The organism is Arthrobacter sp. B1805 (assembly GCF_002929745.1).
In the GTDB taxonomy this organism is placed as follows: Bacteria; Actinomycetota; Actinomycetes; order Actinomycetales; family Micrococcaceae; genus Arthrobacter_D.
On sequence record NZ_PJIQ01000014.1, the window covers coordinates 1 to 14,757 of the forward strand.

Annotated in this window: 12 protein-coding genes; 6 read left to right on the plus strand and 6 right to left on the minus strand. The window is 67.8% G+C overall.

The window, feature by feature from the left end; genetic code table 11:
* The first annotated feature begins 345 nt into the window (after window positions 1-345).
* From gap to secG, 4 genes are all read left to right on the plus strand, one after another.
* Entirely contained in the window at window positions 346-1,356 is a 1,011-nt protein-coding gene (gene gap, locus CXQ96_RS14170) for a type I glyceraldehyde-3-phosphate dehydrogenase (RefSeq protein ID WP_104118670.1), read from the plus strand.
* 11 nt (window positions 1,357-1,367) lie between these two features.
* Window positions 1,368-2,618 carry a phosphoglycerate kinase gene (pgk, locus tag CXQ96_RS14175; RefSeq protein ID WP_104118671.1) on the plus strand — a complete coding sequence of 417 codons (1,251 nt, stop codon included), beginning with the start codon at window positions 1,368-1,370 and terminating at the stop codon, window positions 2,616-2,618.
* Window positions 2,619-2,768: 150 nt separating this feature from the next.
* Complete coding sequence (gene tpiA / locus CXQ96_RS14180) at window positions 2,769-3,584, plus strand: triose-phosphate isomerase (RefSeq protein ID WP_104118672.1); 816 nt, start codon at window positions 2,769-2,771, stop codon at window positions 3,582-3,584.
* Between the two features lie 52 nt (window positions 3,585-3,636).
* Window positions 3,637-3,888 (plus strand): preprotein translocase subunit SecG, encoded by a 252-nt coding sequence (gene secG, locus CXQ96_RS14185; RefSeq protein WP_104118673.1) that lies wholly within the window; start codon window positions 3,637-3,639, stop codon window positions 3,886-3,888.
* 85 nt (window positions 3,889-3,973) lie between these two features.
* Here secG and pgl read toward each other — a convergent pair whose 3' ends face one another.
* The 6 genes from pgl to tkt all read right to left on the minus strand — a co-directional run bounded on the left by pgl (window position 3,974) and on the right by tkt (window position 12,285).
* Window positions 3,974-4,792, minus strand: coding sequence for a 6-phosphogluconolactonase (gene pgl / locus CXQ96_RS14190; RefSeq protein WP_104118674.1), 819 nt, complete (start codon window positions 4,790-4,792; stop codon window positions 3,974-3,976).
* Window positions 4,789-5,727, minus strand: coding sequence for a glucose-6-phosphate dehydrogenase assembly protein OpcA (locus CXQ96_RS14195; RefSeq protein ID WP_104118675.1), 939 nt, complete (start codon window positions 5,725-5,727; stop codon window positions 4,789-4,791). Before CXQ96_RS14195 ends, pgl begins: the two co-directional genes overlap by 4 nt.
* Window positions 5,724-7,268: a glucose-6-phosphate dehydrogenase gene (gene zwf / locus CXQ96_RS14200; RefSeq protein WP_104118676.1), complete on the minus strand. Its 1,545-nt coding sequence runs from the start codon at window positions 7,266-7,268 to the stop codon at window positions 5,724-5,726. The genes CXQ96_RS14195 and zwf overlap by 4 nt, the downstream gene beginning before the upstream one ends.
* A 2-nt stretch (window positions 7,269-7,270) precedes the next feature.
* Window positions 7,271-8,920: a glucose-6-phosphate isomerase gene (locus tag CXQ96_RS14205; RefSeq protein WP_104118677.1), complete on the minus strand. Its 1,650-nt coding sequence runs from the start codon at window positions 8,918-8,920 to the stop codon at window positions 7,271-7,273.
* Window positions 8,921-8,925: 5 nt separating this feature from the next.
* Window positions 8,926-10,035: a transaldolase gene (gene tal / locus CXQ96_RS14210; RefSeq protein WP_104118678.1), complete on the minus strand. Its 1,110-nt coding sequence runs from the start codon at window positions 10,033-10,035 to the stop codon at window positions 8,926-8,928.
* 63 nt (window positions 10,036-10,098) lie between these two features.
* Window positions 10,099-12,285, minus strand: a complete 2,187-nt coding sequence (tkt, locus tag CXQ96_RS14215) for a transketolase (protein WP_104118679.1) — start codon at window positions 12,283-12,285, stop codon at window positions 10,099-10,101.
* A 496-nt stretch (window positions 12,286-12,781) separates the two neighbouring features.
* Between tkt and CXQ96_RS14220 the strand changes: the two genes are divergently transcribed.
* On the plus strand, window positions 12,782-13,726 hold the full coding sequence (locus CXQ96_RS14220; protein WP_104118680.1) for a heme o synthase: 945 nt from the start codon (window positions 12,782-12,784) through the stop codon (window positions 13,724-13,726).
* Between the two features lie 79 nt (window positions 13,727-13,805).
* On the plus strand, window positions 13,806-14,705 hold the full coding sequence (locus tag CXQ96_RS14225; RefSeq protein ID WP_104118681.1) for a dihydrodipicolinate synthase family protein: 900 nt from the start codon (window positions 13,806-13,808) through the stop codon (window positions 14,703-14,705).
* Window positions 14,706-14,757 lie beyond the last annotated feature (52 nt).

Consider the following 14,757-nt stretch of genomic DNA (forward strand, 5'->3'; position numbering starts at 1 on the left):
GGCCGACGTCCAGACCCGCTTCCAGGCGGCCCGGACCGGCGCGTCCGTCCTCATCACCCCCGGCCTCTGACCCCGGACAGCAACACCTTCAGGCAACGGCACCATGCCCGTCCATTCACGGCAATCCGCGTCATGAGTGGGTGCGGGAACGCCGCGCTGAGTAAGGTTGGAGCCGTGCAGGGACGCGTCCCCGCACGGCTCCGACGAGGACACCGCTCCACAGGGAGCCAGCAGGACCCCGATTGACTTCGGCACGAAGGTGTGCCCGGTACCAGATTTATTCGTCGCCGGCGCCACCCGAGAAGGGTCGGCCGGCGGCACCACCTATGAAGGAGATGGAAACCAGTGACTACTCGTGTTGGAATCAATGGCTTCGGCCGCATCGGCCGCAATTACTTCCGCGCGGCCCTCGAGCAGGGTGCCGACCTCGAGATCGTTGCCGTCAACGACCTGACGAGCCCCGAGGCCCTTGCCCACCTGCTGAAGTACGACTCCGTCACCGGTCGCCTGAAGGCCTCCGTCGAGGTGGACGGCGGTGACCTCGTGGTCGGCGGCAAGCGCGTCAAGGTGCTGGCCGAGCGCGATCCCGCCAACCTCCCTTGGGCCGACCTCGGTGTCGACATCGTCATCGAATCGACCGGTTTCTTCACGAAGGCGGCCGATGCGCAGAAGCACATCGATGCGGGCGCCAAGAAGGTCCTGATCTCCGCACCGGCATCGGACGAGGACATCACCGTGGTCCTGGGCGTCAACGACGGAGACTATGACCCCGAGAACCACCACATCATCTCGAACGCCTCCTGCACCACCAACTGCCTGGGCCCCCTCGCCAAGGTGCTGAACGATGCATTCGGCATCGAGCGCGGCCTGATGACGACGATCCACGCGTACACGGCGGACCAGAACCTGCAGGACGGCCCCCACAAGGACCTCCGCCGCGCCCGCGCAGCAGCGATCAACATGGTTCCCACCTCCACCGGTGCGGCCAAGGCGATCGGCCTCGTCCTGCCGGAACTCAAGGGCAAGCTCGACGGCTACGCCATCCGCGTTCCGGTCCCCACCGGCTCCGCAACCGACCTGACGGTCACCCTCAACCGCGAGGCGACGGTCGACGAGATCAACGCTGCGTACGCGGCGGCGGCAGCGGACGGCTCCCTCAAGGGCTACCTCTCCTACACCGATGCCCCCATCGTCTCGTCGGACATCGTCACCGACCCGTCGTCGTGCATCTTCGACTCCGGCCTGACCAAGGTCCTGGGCAACCAGGTCAAGGTGGTGGGGTGGTACGACAACGAGTGGGGCTACTCCAACCGCCTGGTCGACCTGACCGAAATCGTCGCCGCCAAGCTCTCCTAGGCGGACCGCACGTGGCTTACGCATCACTCGACGATCTCCTCGCCGAAGGGGTACGGGGACGTCGTGTCCTCGTCCGCTCGGACCTCAACGTGCCCCTGGAGGGCGAGGTCCCGGGGCTGAGGGTCACGGACGACGGTCGCGTGCGGGCTTCGCTGCCCGTTCTGCGCAAGCTGAGCGAGGCAGGAGCCGCCGTCATCGTCATGGCGCACCTCGGACGCCCCAAGGGTGCGCCCGAGGAGAAGTACTCTCTGAAGCCGGCGGTCGATGCGCTTCGCGGGCTCGCCGACTTCCCGGTGACCCTCGCGCCGGACACCACGGGGGAGGGAGCCCGCAGCGCTGCGGCGGCACTCGGCGACGGTGAGGTGCTGGTGCTCGAGAACGTGCGCTTCGACGCGCGCGAGACCAGCAAGGACGACGCCGAGCGCAAGGCATTCGCGGCGGAGCTCGCTGCGCTGGCGGGCGACGACGGCGCCTACGTGGACGACGCCTTCGGCGCTGTCCACCGGAAGCACGCCAGCGTGTACGACGTCGCTGCACTGCTGCCGTCCTATCAGGGAGACCTGGTCAGGGCTGAACTCGTGGTGCTCGAGAAGCTGACGAAGGACCCGCAGCGGCCCTTCGTCGTCGTTCTCGGGGGTTCGAAGGTGTCCGACAAACTCGCCGTCATCGAGAACCTGATCGGCACGGCCGATCGGATCCTGGTGGGCGGTGGGATGGTGTTCACGTTCCTCGCGGCCCAGGGTTACGCGGTGGGCGCGAGCCTGCTCGAGAAGGACCAGATCGACACCGTCCGCGGGTATCTCGAGAGGGGGGCACGGGACGGTACCCAGTTCGTGCTGCCGACGGACATCGTCGTGGCCGAGAGGTTCGCCGCCGATGCCGGTCACAGCGTGGTCGCGGCCGACGCCATGGAGTCGGGCACCTACGGTGCCTCCGGCATCGGGCTCGACATCGGGCCGGCGACGGGCGAGGATTTCGCCGCCAACATCGCCGAAGCGAAGACCGTCTTCTGGAACGGCCCGATGGGGGTCTTCGAGTTCGAGGCCTTCGCAAGTGGTACTCGGGCGGTGACCCAGGCACTCGTCGACGCGCAGGCCAACGGTGCGCTCACCGTGGTAGGTGGGGGCGACTCCGCTGCTGCCGTGCGCGGCCTCGGTTTCGCCGACGACCGTTTCGGGCACATCTCGACCGGAGGCGGGGCGAGCCTCGAATATCTCGAGGGCAAGGAGCTGCCGGGCCTGACCGCATTGGCTCGCGACTAGCAGGCGGTCGATGGCCGGGCCCGGTCTCGAGCCGGGCAGGTGCAGCACCGGTAGGACCAGCCGCCCGGCACCGGGCGCAGGAGTGGCGGGATCCCATGGCCCAGGCCGTGCGGATCCCGCCGTCATGGAACGAACAGATGGAGTACGACGATGACCACCTCGACAAATGGCGCTTTCGACCGCCGTCCGCTGATCGCGGGCAACTGGAAGATGAACCTGGACCACATGCAGGGCATCACGTTCCTGCAGAAGCTGGCCTGGACCCTGGATGACGCCGGCCACGACTTCTCACGCGTCGAGGTGTCCGTCTTTCCCCCCTTCACCGATCTGCGGGGCGTCCAGACCCTCGTGAAGGGTGACAACCTGGAACTCGTCTACGGGGGCCAGGACCTCTCTCCGGAGGACTCCGGAGCCTACACCGGAGACATTTCCGGCCAGTTCCTCGCGAAGCTCGACTGCACCTACGTGCTGGTCGGCCACTCGGAGCGCCGCACCATCCACCACGAGTCGGACGAGCTGCTCAACCGCAAGGTGCACGCCGCGTACCGGCACCGACTCGTTCCCGTCCTCTGCGTCGGCGAAGGCCTCGAGGTCCGGCAGGCCGGCTCGCACGTACCGCACACGCTGGAGCAGCTGCGCCAGGGCGTCGCGGGGCTCTCGGCCGAGCAGGCGTCGTCGCTCGTTGTCGCCTACGAACCCGTCTGGGCCATCGGCACGGGAGAAGTGGCTGGTCCCGAGGACGCACAGGAGATGTGCGCGGCGATTCGCGCGGAGCTGGCAGAACTGTTCGACTCCGCGACCGCTTCGACGGCACGCCTGCTGTACGGCGGCTCGGTGAAGGCCGCGAACGCCGCGAGCATCCTGAGGGAGCGGGACGTGGACGGGGTCCTGGTCGGCGGTGCGAGCCTCGATGTGTCCGAGTTTGCTAGTATTGTCAAGTTCGAACAGCATCTGGTAACAGACTAGTTTCGTGCGCCGGCCGCTCCACAGAGCGGCTATCGAGCCTTGAAAGGGCCCCGTGGAAATCATTCGTATCATCCTGCTTGTCCTGCTCGGGATCACCAGCCTGCTGCTGACCCTGCTCATCCTGCTCCACAAGGGCCGTGGTGGCGGCATGTCGGACATGTTCGGTGGCGGCATGACTTCGAGCATGGGCTCTTCGGGCGTAGCCGAGCGCAACCTCAACCGCTTCACAGTGGCCCTCGGTCTCGCGTGGGGCGTCGTCATCGTCGCCCTGGGTCTCCTCCAGCGCTTCGCCGGTGAGTCGTAGGCCTAACTCTCCCGCACAATGACAAAGCCCCCGCTTCCATCGGAAGCGGGGGCTTTGTCGTCGTGCGGTGTACCGCGGGCGGGAACTAGGAGTCCGAGGACTCGTCATGGTGGTCGATCAGGCGTCCGGGCAGCTTCTGGGCGGCGTCCTGGTCGATCAGCCACAGGGTCTTCTTCATGCCGCGGGCGCCGGCGGCAGGCACCTGCACGTGGCCCGCGCCGGCGAGGGCGAGCCCCACGGCCCCTGCCTTGTCACTGCCACTGACGGACAGCCATACTTCCTGCGCGGTATTGATCGCCTCGAGGGTCAGGGAGATACGCTGCGGCGGAGGCTTGGGCGCATCGGGGACGCCCACCGTCGTCACCCCCTTCGTCCGGATGCCCGCCATCTCCGGGAAGAGGGACGCGACGTGCGCGTCCGGTCCGACGCCCAGCAGGAGGACATCGAAGCGGGGAAGGCGAGGATCGGGCTGGACGGTGTCGCCATCCGCCGCGAGCTCCGCCCGGGCCGCCGCTGCCAGCTGCTCTGCGTAGTCGGCAGCAGCCGCGTCCTCGTCCGGGAACTCATCCTTCGAGCCGAACTCGTGCACCTTCACCGGGTCGACGGCGATGCGGTCCAGAAGAGCCGCACGCGCCTGCACGGCGTTGCGGTCCGCGTCCTCCGCACGCAGGAAGCGCTCGTCGCCCCACCAGAAATGCACGTTGGCCCAGTCGACGGCGGTGTGCGCCGGGGACTCGACCACTGCCTGGAGTGCCGCGGTGCCGATCGAGCCGCCCGTGAGGACTACCGTCGCCGTTCCGCGGTCGCTCTGCACGTCGACCAGCCGTGTGATCAGTCGCGCGGCGACCGCCGCCGCGAGGGACGTCTGGGACGGATGGATGCTGACTTTCGGTTCAGCGCTCACGCGTTTTCCACGCTCCTTAGGTTGGTTAGGGCGAGACCCTCCGTGATGACTTCCCCGAAGACCTCGTCCGGATCCAGCCGCCTCAACTCCTCCGCCAGGCAGTCCCGCAGGCTGCGCCGTGGAAGGGAGATGCGCTGGATCGGCTGGTGCGGTTGGTGCAGTTCCGCGACGTCGTGTCCCGGGCGGTGCAGTTCGATGTCCCCACCGCTCCCGGACAGGAGCACGCGCTTGAGGCCTGTTCCCGCGGGTCCGGCCACGATGTTCACCGGGACGTCGAGCGATTTCGCCAGCCAGGCGGCCAGGAGCACGGTGCTGGGCGAGTCGGAGGCGCCTTCGACCGTCACCGCGGTGATCTGCTGATTGCCTTCCGCCTGGTCTAGGACCGCTGCGAGCTGTATCCGCCAGTTGGTCAGGCGCGTCCAGGCCAGGTCGGTGTCCCCGGCCGTGTAGGTGCTGCTGATGTTGAACAGCGCCGCCGTCGGGTCCTCCTCATTGGCAGAATCGGTGATCCTCCGATGGGCGATGCCGCCGATCGAGGTCTGGGATGCGGCTTCGGGCACGCCGTGCGGCCACCACGCGACGATCGGGGCATCCGGCAGGAGGAGGGCTGACACGAGGGACTCGTTCTCGTCCGAGAGCTCGCCGTATCCGCGGAGCACGATTACCTCCGAGGCGCCGGCGTCACCGCCGACCCGGATCTGCCCGTCGAGGCGCGTCGCTTCATCGGCCGATCCTTCAGCGAGGACGATGATCCGGCAGGGGTGTTCCCGGCTCGCCTCGTTGGCTGCGTCGATCGCCTCCTCCTCGTAGCCGGACTTCGTGATGACGACCAGGGTCAGCACGCGTCCCAGTGCGACGACGCCACCGCGTTCGCGCATCGTCATGAGTTCCTTCGACACCTTCGAGGTGGTGGTGTCCGGCAGCTCCACGATCATGGCCTTCTCCAGGTTCGTCCGTCGGCTGCGAGCAGCTCGTCAGCGGATGCAGGGCCCCAGCTACCCGGCACATAGGGCTCGGGCTGTCCGTCGAGCGACTCCCAGTACTTCTCGAACGGGTCGAGGATCTTCCAGGACAGCTCCACTTCCTCCTGTCGCGGGAAGAGCGGCGGCTCGCCGAGCAGGACGTCGAGGATGAGTCGTTCGTAGGCCTCGGGGCTGGACTCGGTGAAGGAGTGGCCGTAGCCGAAGTCCATCGTCACGTCGCGGACCTCGGTCTGGGTGCCGGGCACCTTGGAGCCGAACCGGATGGTCACGCCCTCATCGGGCTGCACCCGGATGACGACGGCATTCTGCCCGAAGTCCTCCTCGTTGTGATCACGGAACAGCAGGTTGGGAGCACGCTTGAACACGACGGCGATCTCCGTGACCCTGCGCCCGAGCCGCTTGCCGGCCCGCAGGTAGAACGGAACACCGGCCCACCGACGCGTGTTGATGTCCAGACGGAGCGCCGCGAAGCTCTCGGTGGTCGAGTCGGACGGTATGCCGTCCTCCTCGAGGAAGCCGTTCACACGCTCACCGCCCTGCCACCCGGCCTCGTACTGGCCCCTGGCGGAGCGTCCCGCGAGGTCCTCAGGCAGGGAGACGGCCGCGAGGACCTTCTCCTTCTCCGACCGGAGGTGGTTGGCGTCGAACGAGATCGGTTCCTCCATCGCCGTCAGGGCGAGCAGCTGGAGCAGGTGGTTCTGGATGACGTCGCGGGCCGCCCCCACGCCGTCGTAGTACCCCGCCCGGCTGCCGATGCCGATGTCCTCGGCCATGGTGATCTGGACGTGGTCGACGTAGTTGGCGTTCCAGAGCGGTTCGAAGAGCTGGTTGGCGAAGCGCAGCGCCAGGATGTTCTGGACCGTCTCCTTGCCCAGGTAGTGGTCGATTCTGAAGACGGCGTCGGGTGGGAAGACCTCCTCGACGATGCTGTTGAGCTCACGGGCGGACTCGAGGTCGTGACCGAAGGGCTTCTCGATGACGACACGGCGCCACTGGCCGGCGTCGGGCTGAGCCAACCCGTGCTCGGACAGCTTCTGGCACACCGACTCGAACGCGTTGGGCGGGATGGAGAGGTAGAACGCGTGGTTGCCCCGCGTGCCCCGGCTCTGGTCCAGCTCCTCGATGCACTCCTTGAGGTTCTTGAATGCCTCGTCGTCGTCGAAATTGCCCTTCACGAATCGGATCCCCGCCGAGAGCTGCTCCCACACCGTGTCGTTGAACGGCGTCCGCGCGTGGCGCGTGACGGAGTCCTTGACCTGTTCGACGAACTCCTCGTCGGTCCAGTCACGCCGGCCGAAACCGACGAGCCCGAAGCTCGGCGGCAGCAGCCCACGATTGGCGAGGTCGTAGATGGCGGGCATGAGCTTCTTGCGGGCGAGATCCCCGGTGACACCGAACAGGACGAGCGACGATGGTCCCGCGATCCGGCTCAGCCGCCTGTCGCGCGAGTCACGCAGGGGGTTCGCGGCTTTCGCCGTGGTGCTTTCTGGCATGCTTACCCGTTCTCGTGCCGGTCCTCGCCGCGCACGGCAAGGGAGGAGATGACGTGATGGAGCTGCGCAACTCCTGCAGCGCGGTGCGTGAGGTGGAGGCGGAGAACGGGGCGTCCGTGGTCCGCGAGCACCTGCGCATCACCGGCGGCCTGGGCGGAGATGAGCTGCCCGAACGTGAAGGGCCGGTCCGGGATGGCGAGGTCGGTGCTGCTTGCCCCAGTCAGCTGGAGGTACACACCGATGGGGGAACCGCCCTTGTGGTACTGCCCGGTGGAGTGCAGGAAGCGCGGTCCCCAGCCGAAGGTCACCGGGCGCCCGGTGGCTGCAGCGAGCGGTGAGCGGATCTCCTCGAGGGACGCCTGATGGTGACGGTCGAGGTAGGCCTGCACGGACAGGTAGCCGTTGGCGGGCAGGGCTGCGAGGAGCGCTTCGAGGGCTTCCGCGACTGTGCTCGACGAACCGAGCAGGCCGGCGTCGCCACGCACTTCCAGTTCGCCGTCGACGAAAGCGGCAGGGACCGGTTCCGGCTGTGCGTCCAGCAGGCCGCGGGCGGCCTTCTTCGCTGCCTCGACGTCGGGCTGGTCGAACGGATTGATCCCCAGCAGGCGTCCCGCGACGGCGACGGCGTACTCCCAGACGAACAGCTGGCTGCCCAGAGTGCCACTGACGGTGACTCGCGTACCCTCGGTGGCCTCGTCGCTGGGCGCCTCGTCGAACGGAGCCAGGATCACGGGCAGGACGTCGTCCGCCACGTCAGCCAGCTCGGGCGCGTCGAGGGTGGCGACGACGGGAAGCAGTCCGGTGCCGAGCTTCCCGGTCGATTCCGCGATGAGCTGCTCCGCCCAGTCCGCGAACCCGGGCAGGCCCGAGCCGGCGTCGGCGAACACGATCTTGTCCCGCAGCGGAGTCGTGCCGCCGAGGACGGCGCCGAGTTGCAGTCCCACGTTGTCGGTCGTGTCGTCACCGAGGAACTCGGCGCTGTCCTCGGCGTCGTTCAGGAGTGCCTCGATGTCCGCGCCCGCGAGGCCGGACGGTACGAGACCGAAGGCCGTCAGGGCCGAGTACCGGCCTCCCACCTCGGGGTTGGCGTTGAACACCTTGCGGTATCCGGCCTTCCGGGAAGCCTCGTCGAGCGGAGAGCCCGGATCGGTGACGATGATGATGCGCGAGGCGGCGTCGATGCCCGCGTCGCTGAATGCCTGTTCGAAGAGGCGGCGCTGCGAATCGGTCTCCACGGTGGAACCCGACTTCGACGACACGACGATGGCAGTGCGCTGGAGGTCCTCCTCGAGGGCCGTCCGGACCTGCTCCGGGTCGGTGGCGTCGAGCACGACGAGCTCGACGCCCGCTTCCTTGGTGATGACCTCCGGCGCGAGCGAGGACCCGCCCATGCCGCACAGCACGATGCGGTCGACGCCTTCGGCCTGGAGATCCGCCCGCAGGCCCGCGATCTCCGGCAGGAGGGCGCGCGAACCTTCGAACAGATCGAGCCAGCCCAGGCGGATCGACGCCTCGGATTCGGCATCGGCGCCCCAGAGGGTGGGGTCCTTCGCCATGAGTCGTGAGGCGAACCGGTCACTCACGAGCGCGGGCACGGCCGCATCGACGGCGGCGAGCGCCGCCCCCGATGCGGTGAGAGCGAATGAGCCCATCGGGATCAGCCCTTCGAAGCGTCGAGTGCGGTCTGGACGGTCTCGAGGAGCTCCGACCAGCTGGTGACGAACTTGTCCAGGCCCTCGGTCTCGAGCTGCTCGACGACCTCGTCGTAGGAGATGCCGATGGCATCGAGCTTGTTGAGGATGTCGTTGGACTCGTCGTACGTGCCGGTGATGGTGTCGCCCTCGACGACGCCGTGGTCCGCCATGGCTTCGAGCGTCTTCTCGGGCATGGTGTTGACGACATCCGGTGCGACGAGACCGGCGACGTACAGGGTGTCCGGCAGGTTGGGGTCCTTGACGCCCGTGGAGGCCCAGAGGGGTCGCTGTGCGTTTGCGCCCGCGGCCTTCAGGACCTGCCAGCGCTCCGAGGAGAACTGCTCCTGGAAGACCTGGTAGGCGAGACGCGCGTTGGCGAGGCCTGCCTTGCCCTTGAGTGCCGTCGCTTCATCGGTCCCGATCGCGTCGAGCCGGGCGTCGATCTCTGCGTCCACGCGGGAGACGAAGAACGAGGCGACGGAGTGGATCCTGGCCAGGTCGTGCCCATTCTCCTTCGCCTGCTCCAGGCCCACCATGAAGGCGTTGATGACGGCGCGGTAGCGCTCGAGGGAGAAGATCAGCGTCACGTTGACGCTGATGCCCGCTGCGAGCGTCGACGAGATGGCCTCGAGACCCTCGACGGTTGCCGGGATCTTGATCAGCACGTTGGTGCGCTGCACCTTGGCGTGCAGGCGCTTGGCTTCGGCCACCGTTCCCGCGGTGTCGCGGGACAGCCGGGGATCGACCTCGATGGAGACACGGCCATCGGCACCGTTGGTGCGCTTGGCCTCCTCGGCGAAGATGTCGCAGGCCTGCGCGACGTCGTGGGTGGTGATGTCGAAGACTGCCTGGTCGACGTCGGCGCCGGCCTCGGCGAGTGCGCCTACCTGCGAGGCGTAGGACTCGCCCTTCTTCAGCGCTGCGGCGAAGATGCTCGGGTTGGTGGTCACGCCGACGACGTTGAGGTCCTCGATGAGGTGCTTGAAGGCGCCCGAGTTGATGCGCTCCCGGGAGAGATCGTCGAGCCAGATGGATACGCCGGCGGCCGAGAGGTCAGCTGTGGGTGTTGTCATGGTGTGCTCCTTGTCCGCTTCCGCGGAAATATGTGCTGGACGGGTCTGACGGATGGGGCTGACTTACTGCTGGTCGCCGGTCTCGGTGGCGCGGTGACCGGACGGCATCGCCGAGGTGCCGTTCGGCGCCAGCGGATCGGCGGCCACGGCCTCGAGCGAGTCCTTGGCTGCAGCGACGACGGCGTCCGCCGTGATGCCGAACTCACGGTAGAGCGTCTTGTAGTCGGCGGAGGCGCCGAAGTGCTCGAGCGAGACGCTACGGCCGGCGTCGCCCACGATGCCGTGCCAGCTCTGCGAGACTCCGGCCTCGACCGAGACACGGGCGCGGACGGTGCGCGGGAGGACACTCTCGCGGTAGGAGACGTCCTGCGCGTTGAACCATTCGAGGCACGGCATCGACACCACGCGCGCGGAGATGCCCTGCGCTTCGAGTGCGTCGCGGGCCTCCACGGCGAGCTGGACCTCCGACCCGGTACCGATCAGGATGACGTCGGGGGAGCCGTTCTTCGCTTCCGCGAGGACATAGCCGCCCTTGGCGACCCCCTCGGCCGACCCGAAGGTGTCTCCCTCGGCCGCGCCCTCGCCCCGCTCGTAGGTGGGGATGTTCTGGCGCGTCAGGACGATGCCCGCCGGGTTCTCGGTGTTCTCGAGGATCGTTCGCCAGGCGATGGCGACCTCGTTCGCATCCCCGGGGCGGACGACGTCGAGCCCCGGGATGGTGCGCAGCGAGGACAGCTGCTCGACGGGCTGGTGGGTGGGGCCGTCCTCGCCGAGGCCGATCGAGTCGTGTGTCCAGACGTAGATCGCCGGGACGCCCATCAGTGCACCGAGACGGACGGCAGGACGCTGGTAGTCGCTGAAGATCAGGAACGTGCCGGAGAACGCCCGCGTGCTGCTGTGCATCACGATGCCGTTGACGATCGCGGCGGCGGCGTGCTCACGGATACCGAAGTGCAGGACACGGCCGTACTCGTTGCCGGACCAGGCCTTCGTCTGCCGGCTCGGGGGGATGAACGACGGCGAGCCCTCGATCGTGGTGTTGTTCGACTCCGCGAGGTCCGCGCTGCCTCCCCAGAGTTCGGGAAGAACGGGTCCGATGGCTGTCAGCACCTTGCCGGACGCCGCGCGGGTGGACATGTCCTTGCCGGACTCGAACGTCGGGAGGCTGGCCTCCCAGCCCTCGGGCAGCGTCCGTGCCTGGATGCGCTCGAGCAGGGCTGCCTCGTCCGCGTGGCCGGCCTTCCAGGAATCGAAGCCCTCCTGCCACGCGCTGTGAGCCTCAGCGCCACGCTGGACGACGCCGCGTGCGTGTTCGAGGACCTGGGGGTCGACGTCGAAGTGCTTTTCGGGGTCGAAGCCGAGGGCTTCCTTGAGGCCCACCAACTCGTCCTTGCCCAGCGCCGAGCCGTGGATCTTGCCCGTGTTCTGCTTGTTCGGGGCAGGGTAGCCGATGATGGTGCGCAGCGAGACGATGCTCGGCCTGGAGGTCTCGTTCTTTGCGGCCACGAGGGCGGAGTACAGCTCGGCGACGTCCTCGACGTACTCGCCGGTCTTGGTCCAGTCGACGCGCTGCGTGTGCCAGCCGTAGGCCTCGTAGCGCTTGAGGACATCCTCCGTGAACGCGATGTCGGTGTCGTCCTCGATGGAGATGTGGTTCTCGTCGTAGAGCACCACGAGGTTGCCGAGCTCCTGGTGGCCCGCGAGGGAGGACGCTTCGGCGGTCACTCCCTCCTGCAGGTCGCCGTCGGAGGCGATGACCCAGATGGTGTGGTCGAAGGGGCTGGTGCCTGCGGGTGCATCGGCGTCGAACATGCCGCGCTGGCGGCGCTGGCCGTATGCGAAGCCGACCGAGGTCGCGAGACCCTGGCCCAACGGGCCCGTGGTGATCTCGACGCCCTTGGTGTGGCGGTACTCCGGGTGGCCCGGAGTGAGCGATCCCCACGTGCGCAGCGCCTTGAGGTCGTCGAGCTCGAGCCCGTAGCCGGACAGGTAGAGCTGGATGTAGAGGGTCAGCGACGTGTGGCCGGGGGAGAGGACGAACCGGTCGCGGCCGGTCCACTCGGGGTCCGACGGATCGTGACGCATCAGCTTCTGGAACAGGAGATAGGCCGCCGGCGCCAGGCTCATCGCCGTTCCCGGGTGCCCGTTGCCCACCTTCTCCACGGCGTCCGCCGCGAGGATACGGGCTGTGTCGACCGCCTTCTGGTCGAGCTCGGTCCAGGTCAGTTCCTGCTCTTGCGTCTGTGGCACGTTTCCGGGCCCCTCTCTGTGCGGAACGGTCGCTGACGGGGAAGTGCCTCCAGGCACGCCGTCAGGCTGGCCGTTCACCGTTGAATCCTGCGAAGTTCGGCGCCGAGCGGAGACAGCACGAACCCGGACGACATATTCCGGGCATGCTTCCACAGCGGGCTTTCGAATCCACACTATCCCTTCCGCCCTTAGTTGCGGCGTGGGTGTCGAAGAATGTCGTGCGTCACTTTTCGTGGTCACGCAGCTGCTTCTCGGGTTATCCCTCCGAGCGGCGGATTGCCGGCGCAGCGTTGACGCTCCACGCGTCCGCGGATGCGCACCGGCATGGACGGTAGCGCGACGGAGGGAGCAGGACATCCCTGCGGCCCCGCTTCGCTCTCACGCGGGTGGCGCCTCGGCAAGGATCGTCAGGACCCCGACCGCGCCAATTTCTACACAGCGTAAAAGGGTATGATGGGGGTGTCTTTAACTCCGGAAGAAACGAAAGTGTTGCCTTGTGAAGACCCAGCAGGCTCCTGCTCCGGCACGTTCCCCGCAGGCCCGTGAGGGTTTCGGCCGCAAAGCGAAGGCCTACCTCGCGCTGACGAAGCCTCGCGTGATCGAGCTTCTCCTGGTCACCACTCTTCCCACCATGATCTTCGCCCAGGGCGGGTTCCCTCCGCTCGGTCTGATCCTCGCCACCATGATCGGCGGAGCCCTCGCAGCCGGTAGCGCAGGAGCCTTCAACTGCTACATCGACCGCGACATCGACAAGCTGATGCACCGCACGGAGAACCGTCCGCTCGTGACGGGAGAGATCACGCCCCGCGAGGCGCTCGTCTTCTCGTGGATCCTGGGTGTCGTCGCGATCGCCGTGCTCTGGTTCGGGGCCAATCCGCTGGCCGGCATGCTCGGTGTCGCAGCGATCTTCCTCTATGTGGTCGTCTACACCCTGGTGCTCAAGCGCCGCACGCCGCAGAACATCGTGTGGGGTGGAGCGGCCGGCTGCATGCCCGTCCTGATCGCGTGGGCCGCCGTGACCGATTCCGTCGAGTGGCCCGCGGTCGTCCTGTTCCTGATCATCTTCCTCTGGACGCCCCCGCACTACTGGCCGCTGTCCATGAAGTACAGCGACGACTACAACGCGGCAAGCGTCCCCATGCTCGGAGCGATCGCCGGTGCCAGGGTCGTGTCCGTGCAGGTCGTCCTCTACGCATGGGCGATGGTCGCCTGTTCGCTCCTGCTGATCCCAGCAGGAGCCGGCTGGGTCTACTCCGTGGCGGCGCTCGTCGGAGGTGCGTGGTTCATCCGCGAGTCGCACCGCTTGTACTCGCTCGCGCAGCAGGGGGAACTGAGCAACAAGGCAGCCATGAAGGTCTTCCACGGCTCCATCAGCTACCTGACCGTGCTCTTCCTCGGTCTCGCCGTCGATCCCTTCGTCGGATCGGCGCTCCTGCCCTGATCCGCCCTGGTCGGACCGGCTGACTGCGCAATGGTGTTCGCTGCAGCGATTCGGCTCGCTCGCCCCTAGGCTGGCACTCATGGATTTCACCGGACTGATCGCGTACCCCGTCACGCCCTTCTCCGCGGACGGGAGCATTTCGCACGATGCCCTCAGCGGTCTCGTCGAAGGACTGGCGACCTCCGGAGTCGACGCCATCACCGTGCTCGGCTCGTCGGGCAGCTTCGCCTACCTCGACCGGGCCGAACGATCCGCAGTGGCGCGGACGGCCATCGAAGCAGTCGGCGGGCGCCTTCCAGTAGCCGTCGGCATCAGCTCGGTGGGTACCCGCGAGGTTCTCGACGCCGCCGTCGACGCCCAGGCGGCAGGGGCCTCCGGGCTGGTCCTGTCACCGGTCTCCTACGTCCCCCTCACCGACGACGAGGTGAAGACGCAGGTGCGTGCTGTCTGCGCAGCGACCGATCTGCCGGTCTGTCTCTACAACAACCCGGGGACCACGCAGTTCGACTATTCGCTCCAGGTGGTCGCCGAGCTGTCGGTCCTTCCGGAGGTCGTCGCGTTCAAGGACACGGCCGCCGATGCCGCGACCTTCAACGCACGGCACGCCGCACTCTCGGCGCTGGTTCCCGGCGTCCTCAGCCACGGGGTCAGCGGAGACCTCCTCATGATGACGGGCGAGATCGCCGCGGACGCGTGGCACAGCGGCCCTGCCGCCCTCCTGCCGGTGCACTACGCCCGCCTCCGGTCAGCGGTCGTCGCCGGCGACCAGCACGAGGTCGACCGCGTGCGCCACGTGCTCGCACCCCTCGTCGACCACGTCGCCGGCCTGCGCAAGATCAGCGGGCTGCACCTGCTGGCGCGGGCCTGCGGGGTCGCGGCCGGCGATCCGCGCCCGCCCCTGCTGCCGAGTCCGGGCTCGGAACTCCGCGAACTGGGCAGGCTCCTCGACGTCCTCGAGTCGGAGTTCGGCGACGACTGACGGGCGCGCACTCTCCCTCGGGACGGTCTGCCCGACGGCGATGCCGTCGTCA

Bases quoted from the DNA above. Each gene is read 5' to 3' on its own strand.
- tpiA (WP_104118672.1), top strand. From the start codon at position 2,769: ATGACCACCTCGACAAATGGCGCTTTCGACCGCCGTCCGCTGATCGCG.
- tal (WP_104118678.1), bottom strand. From the start codon at position 10,035: ATGACAACACCCACAGCTGACCTCTCGGCCGCCGGCGTATCCATCTGG.
- CXQ96_RS14205 (WP_104118677.1), bottom strand. From the start codon at position 8,920: ATGGGCTCATTCGCTCTCACCGCATCGGGGGCGGCGCTCGCCGCCGTC.
- CXQ96_RS14195 (WP_104118675.1), bottom strand. From the start codon at position 5,727: ATGATCGTGGAGCTGCCGGACACCACCACCTCGAAGGTGTCGAAGGAA.
- CXQ96_RS14225 (WP_104118681.1), top strand. From the start codon at position 13,806: ATGGATTTCACCGGACTGATCGCGTACCCCGTCACGCCCTTCTCCGCG.
- zwf (WP_104118676.1), bottom strand. From the start codon at position 7,268: ATGCCAGAAAGCACCACGGCGAAAGCCGCGAACCCCCTGCGTGACTCG.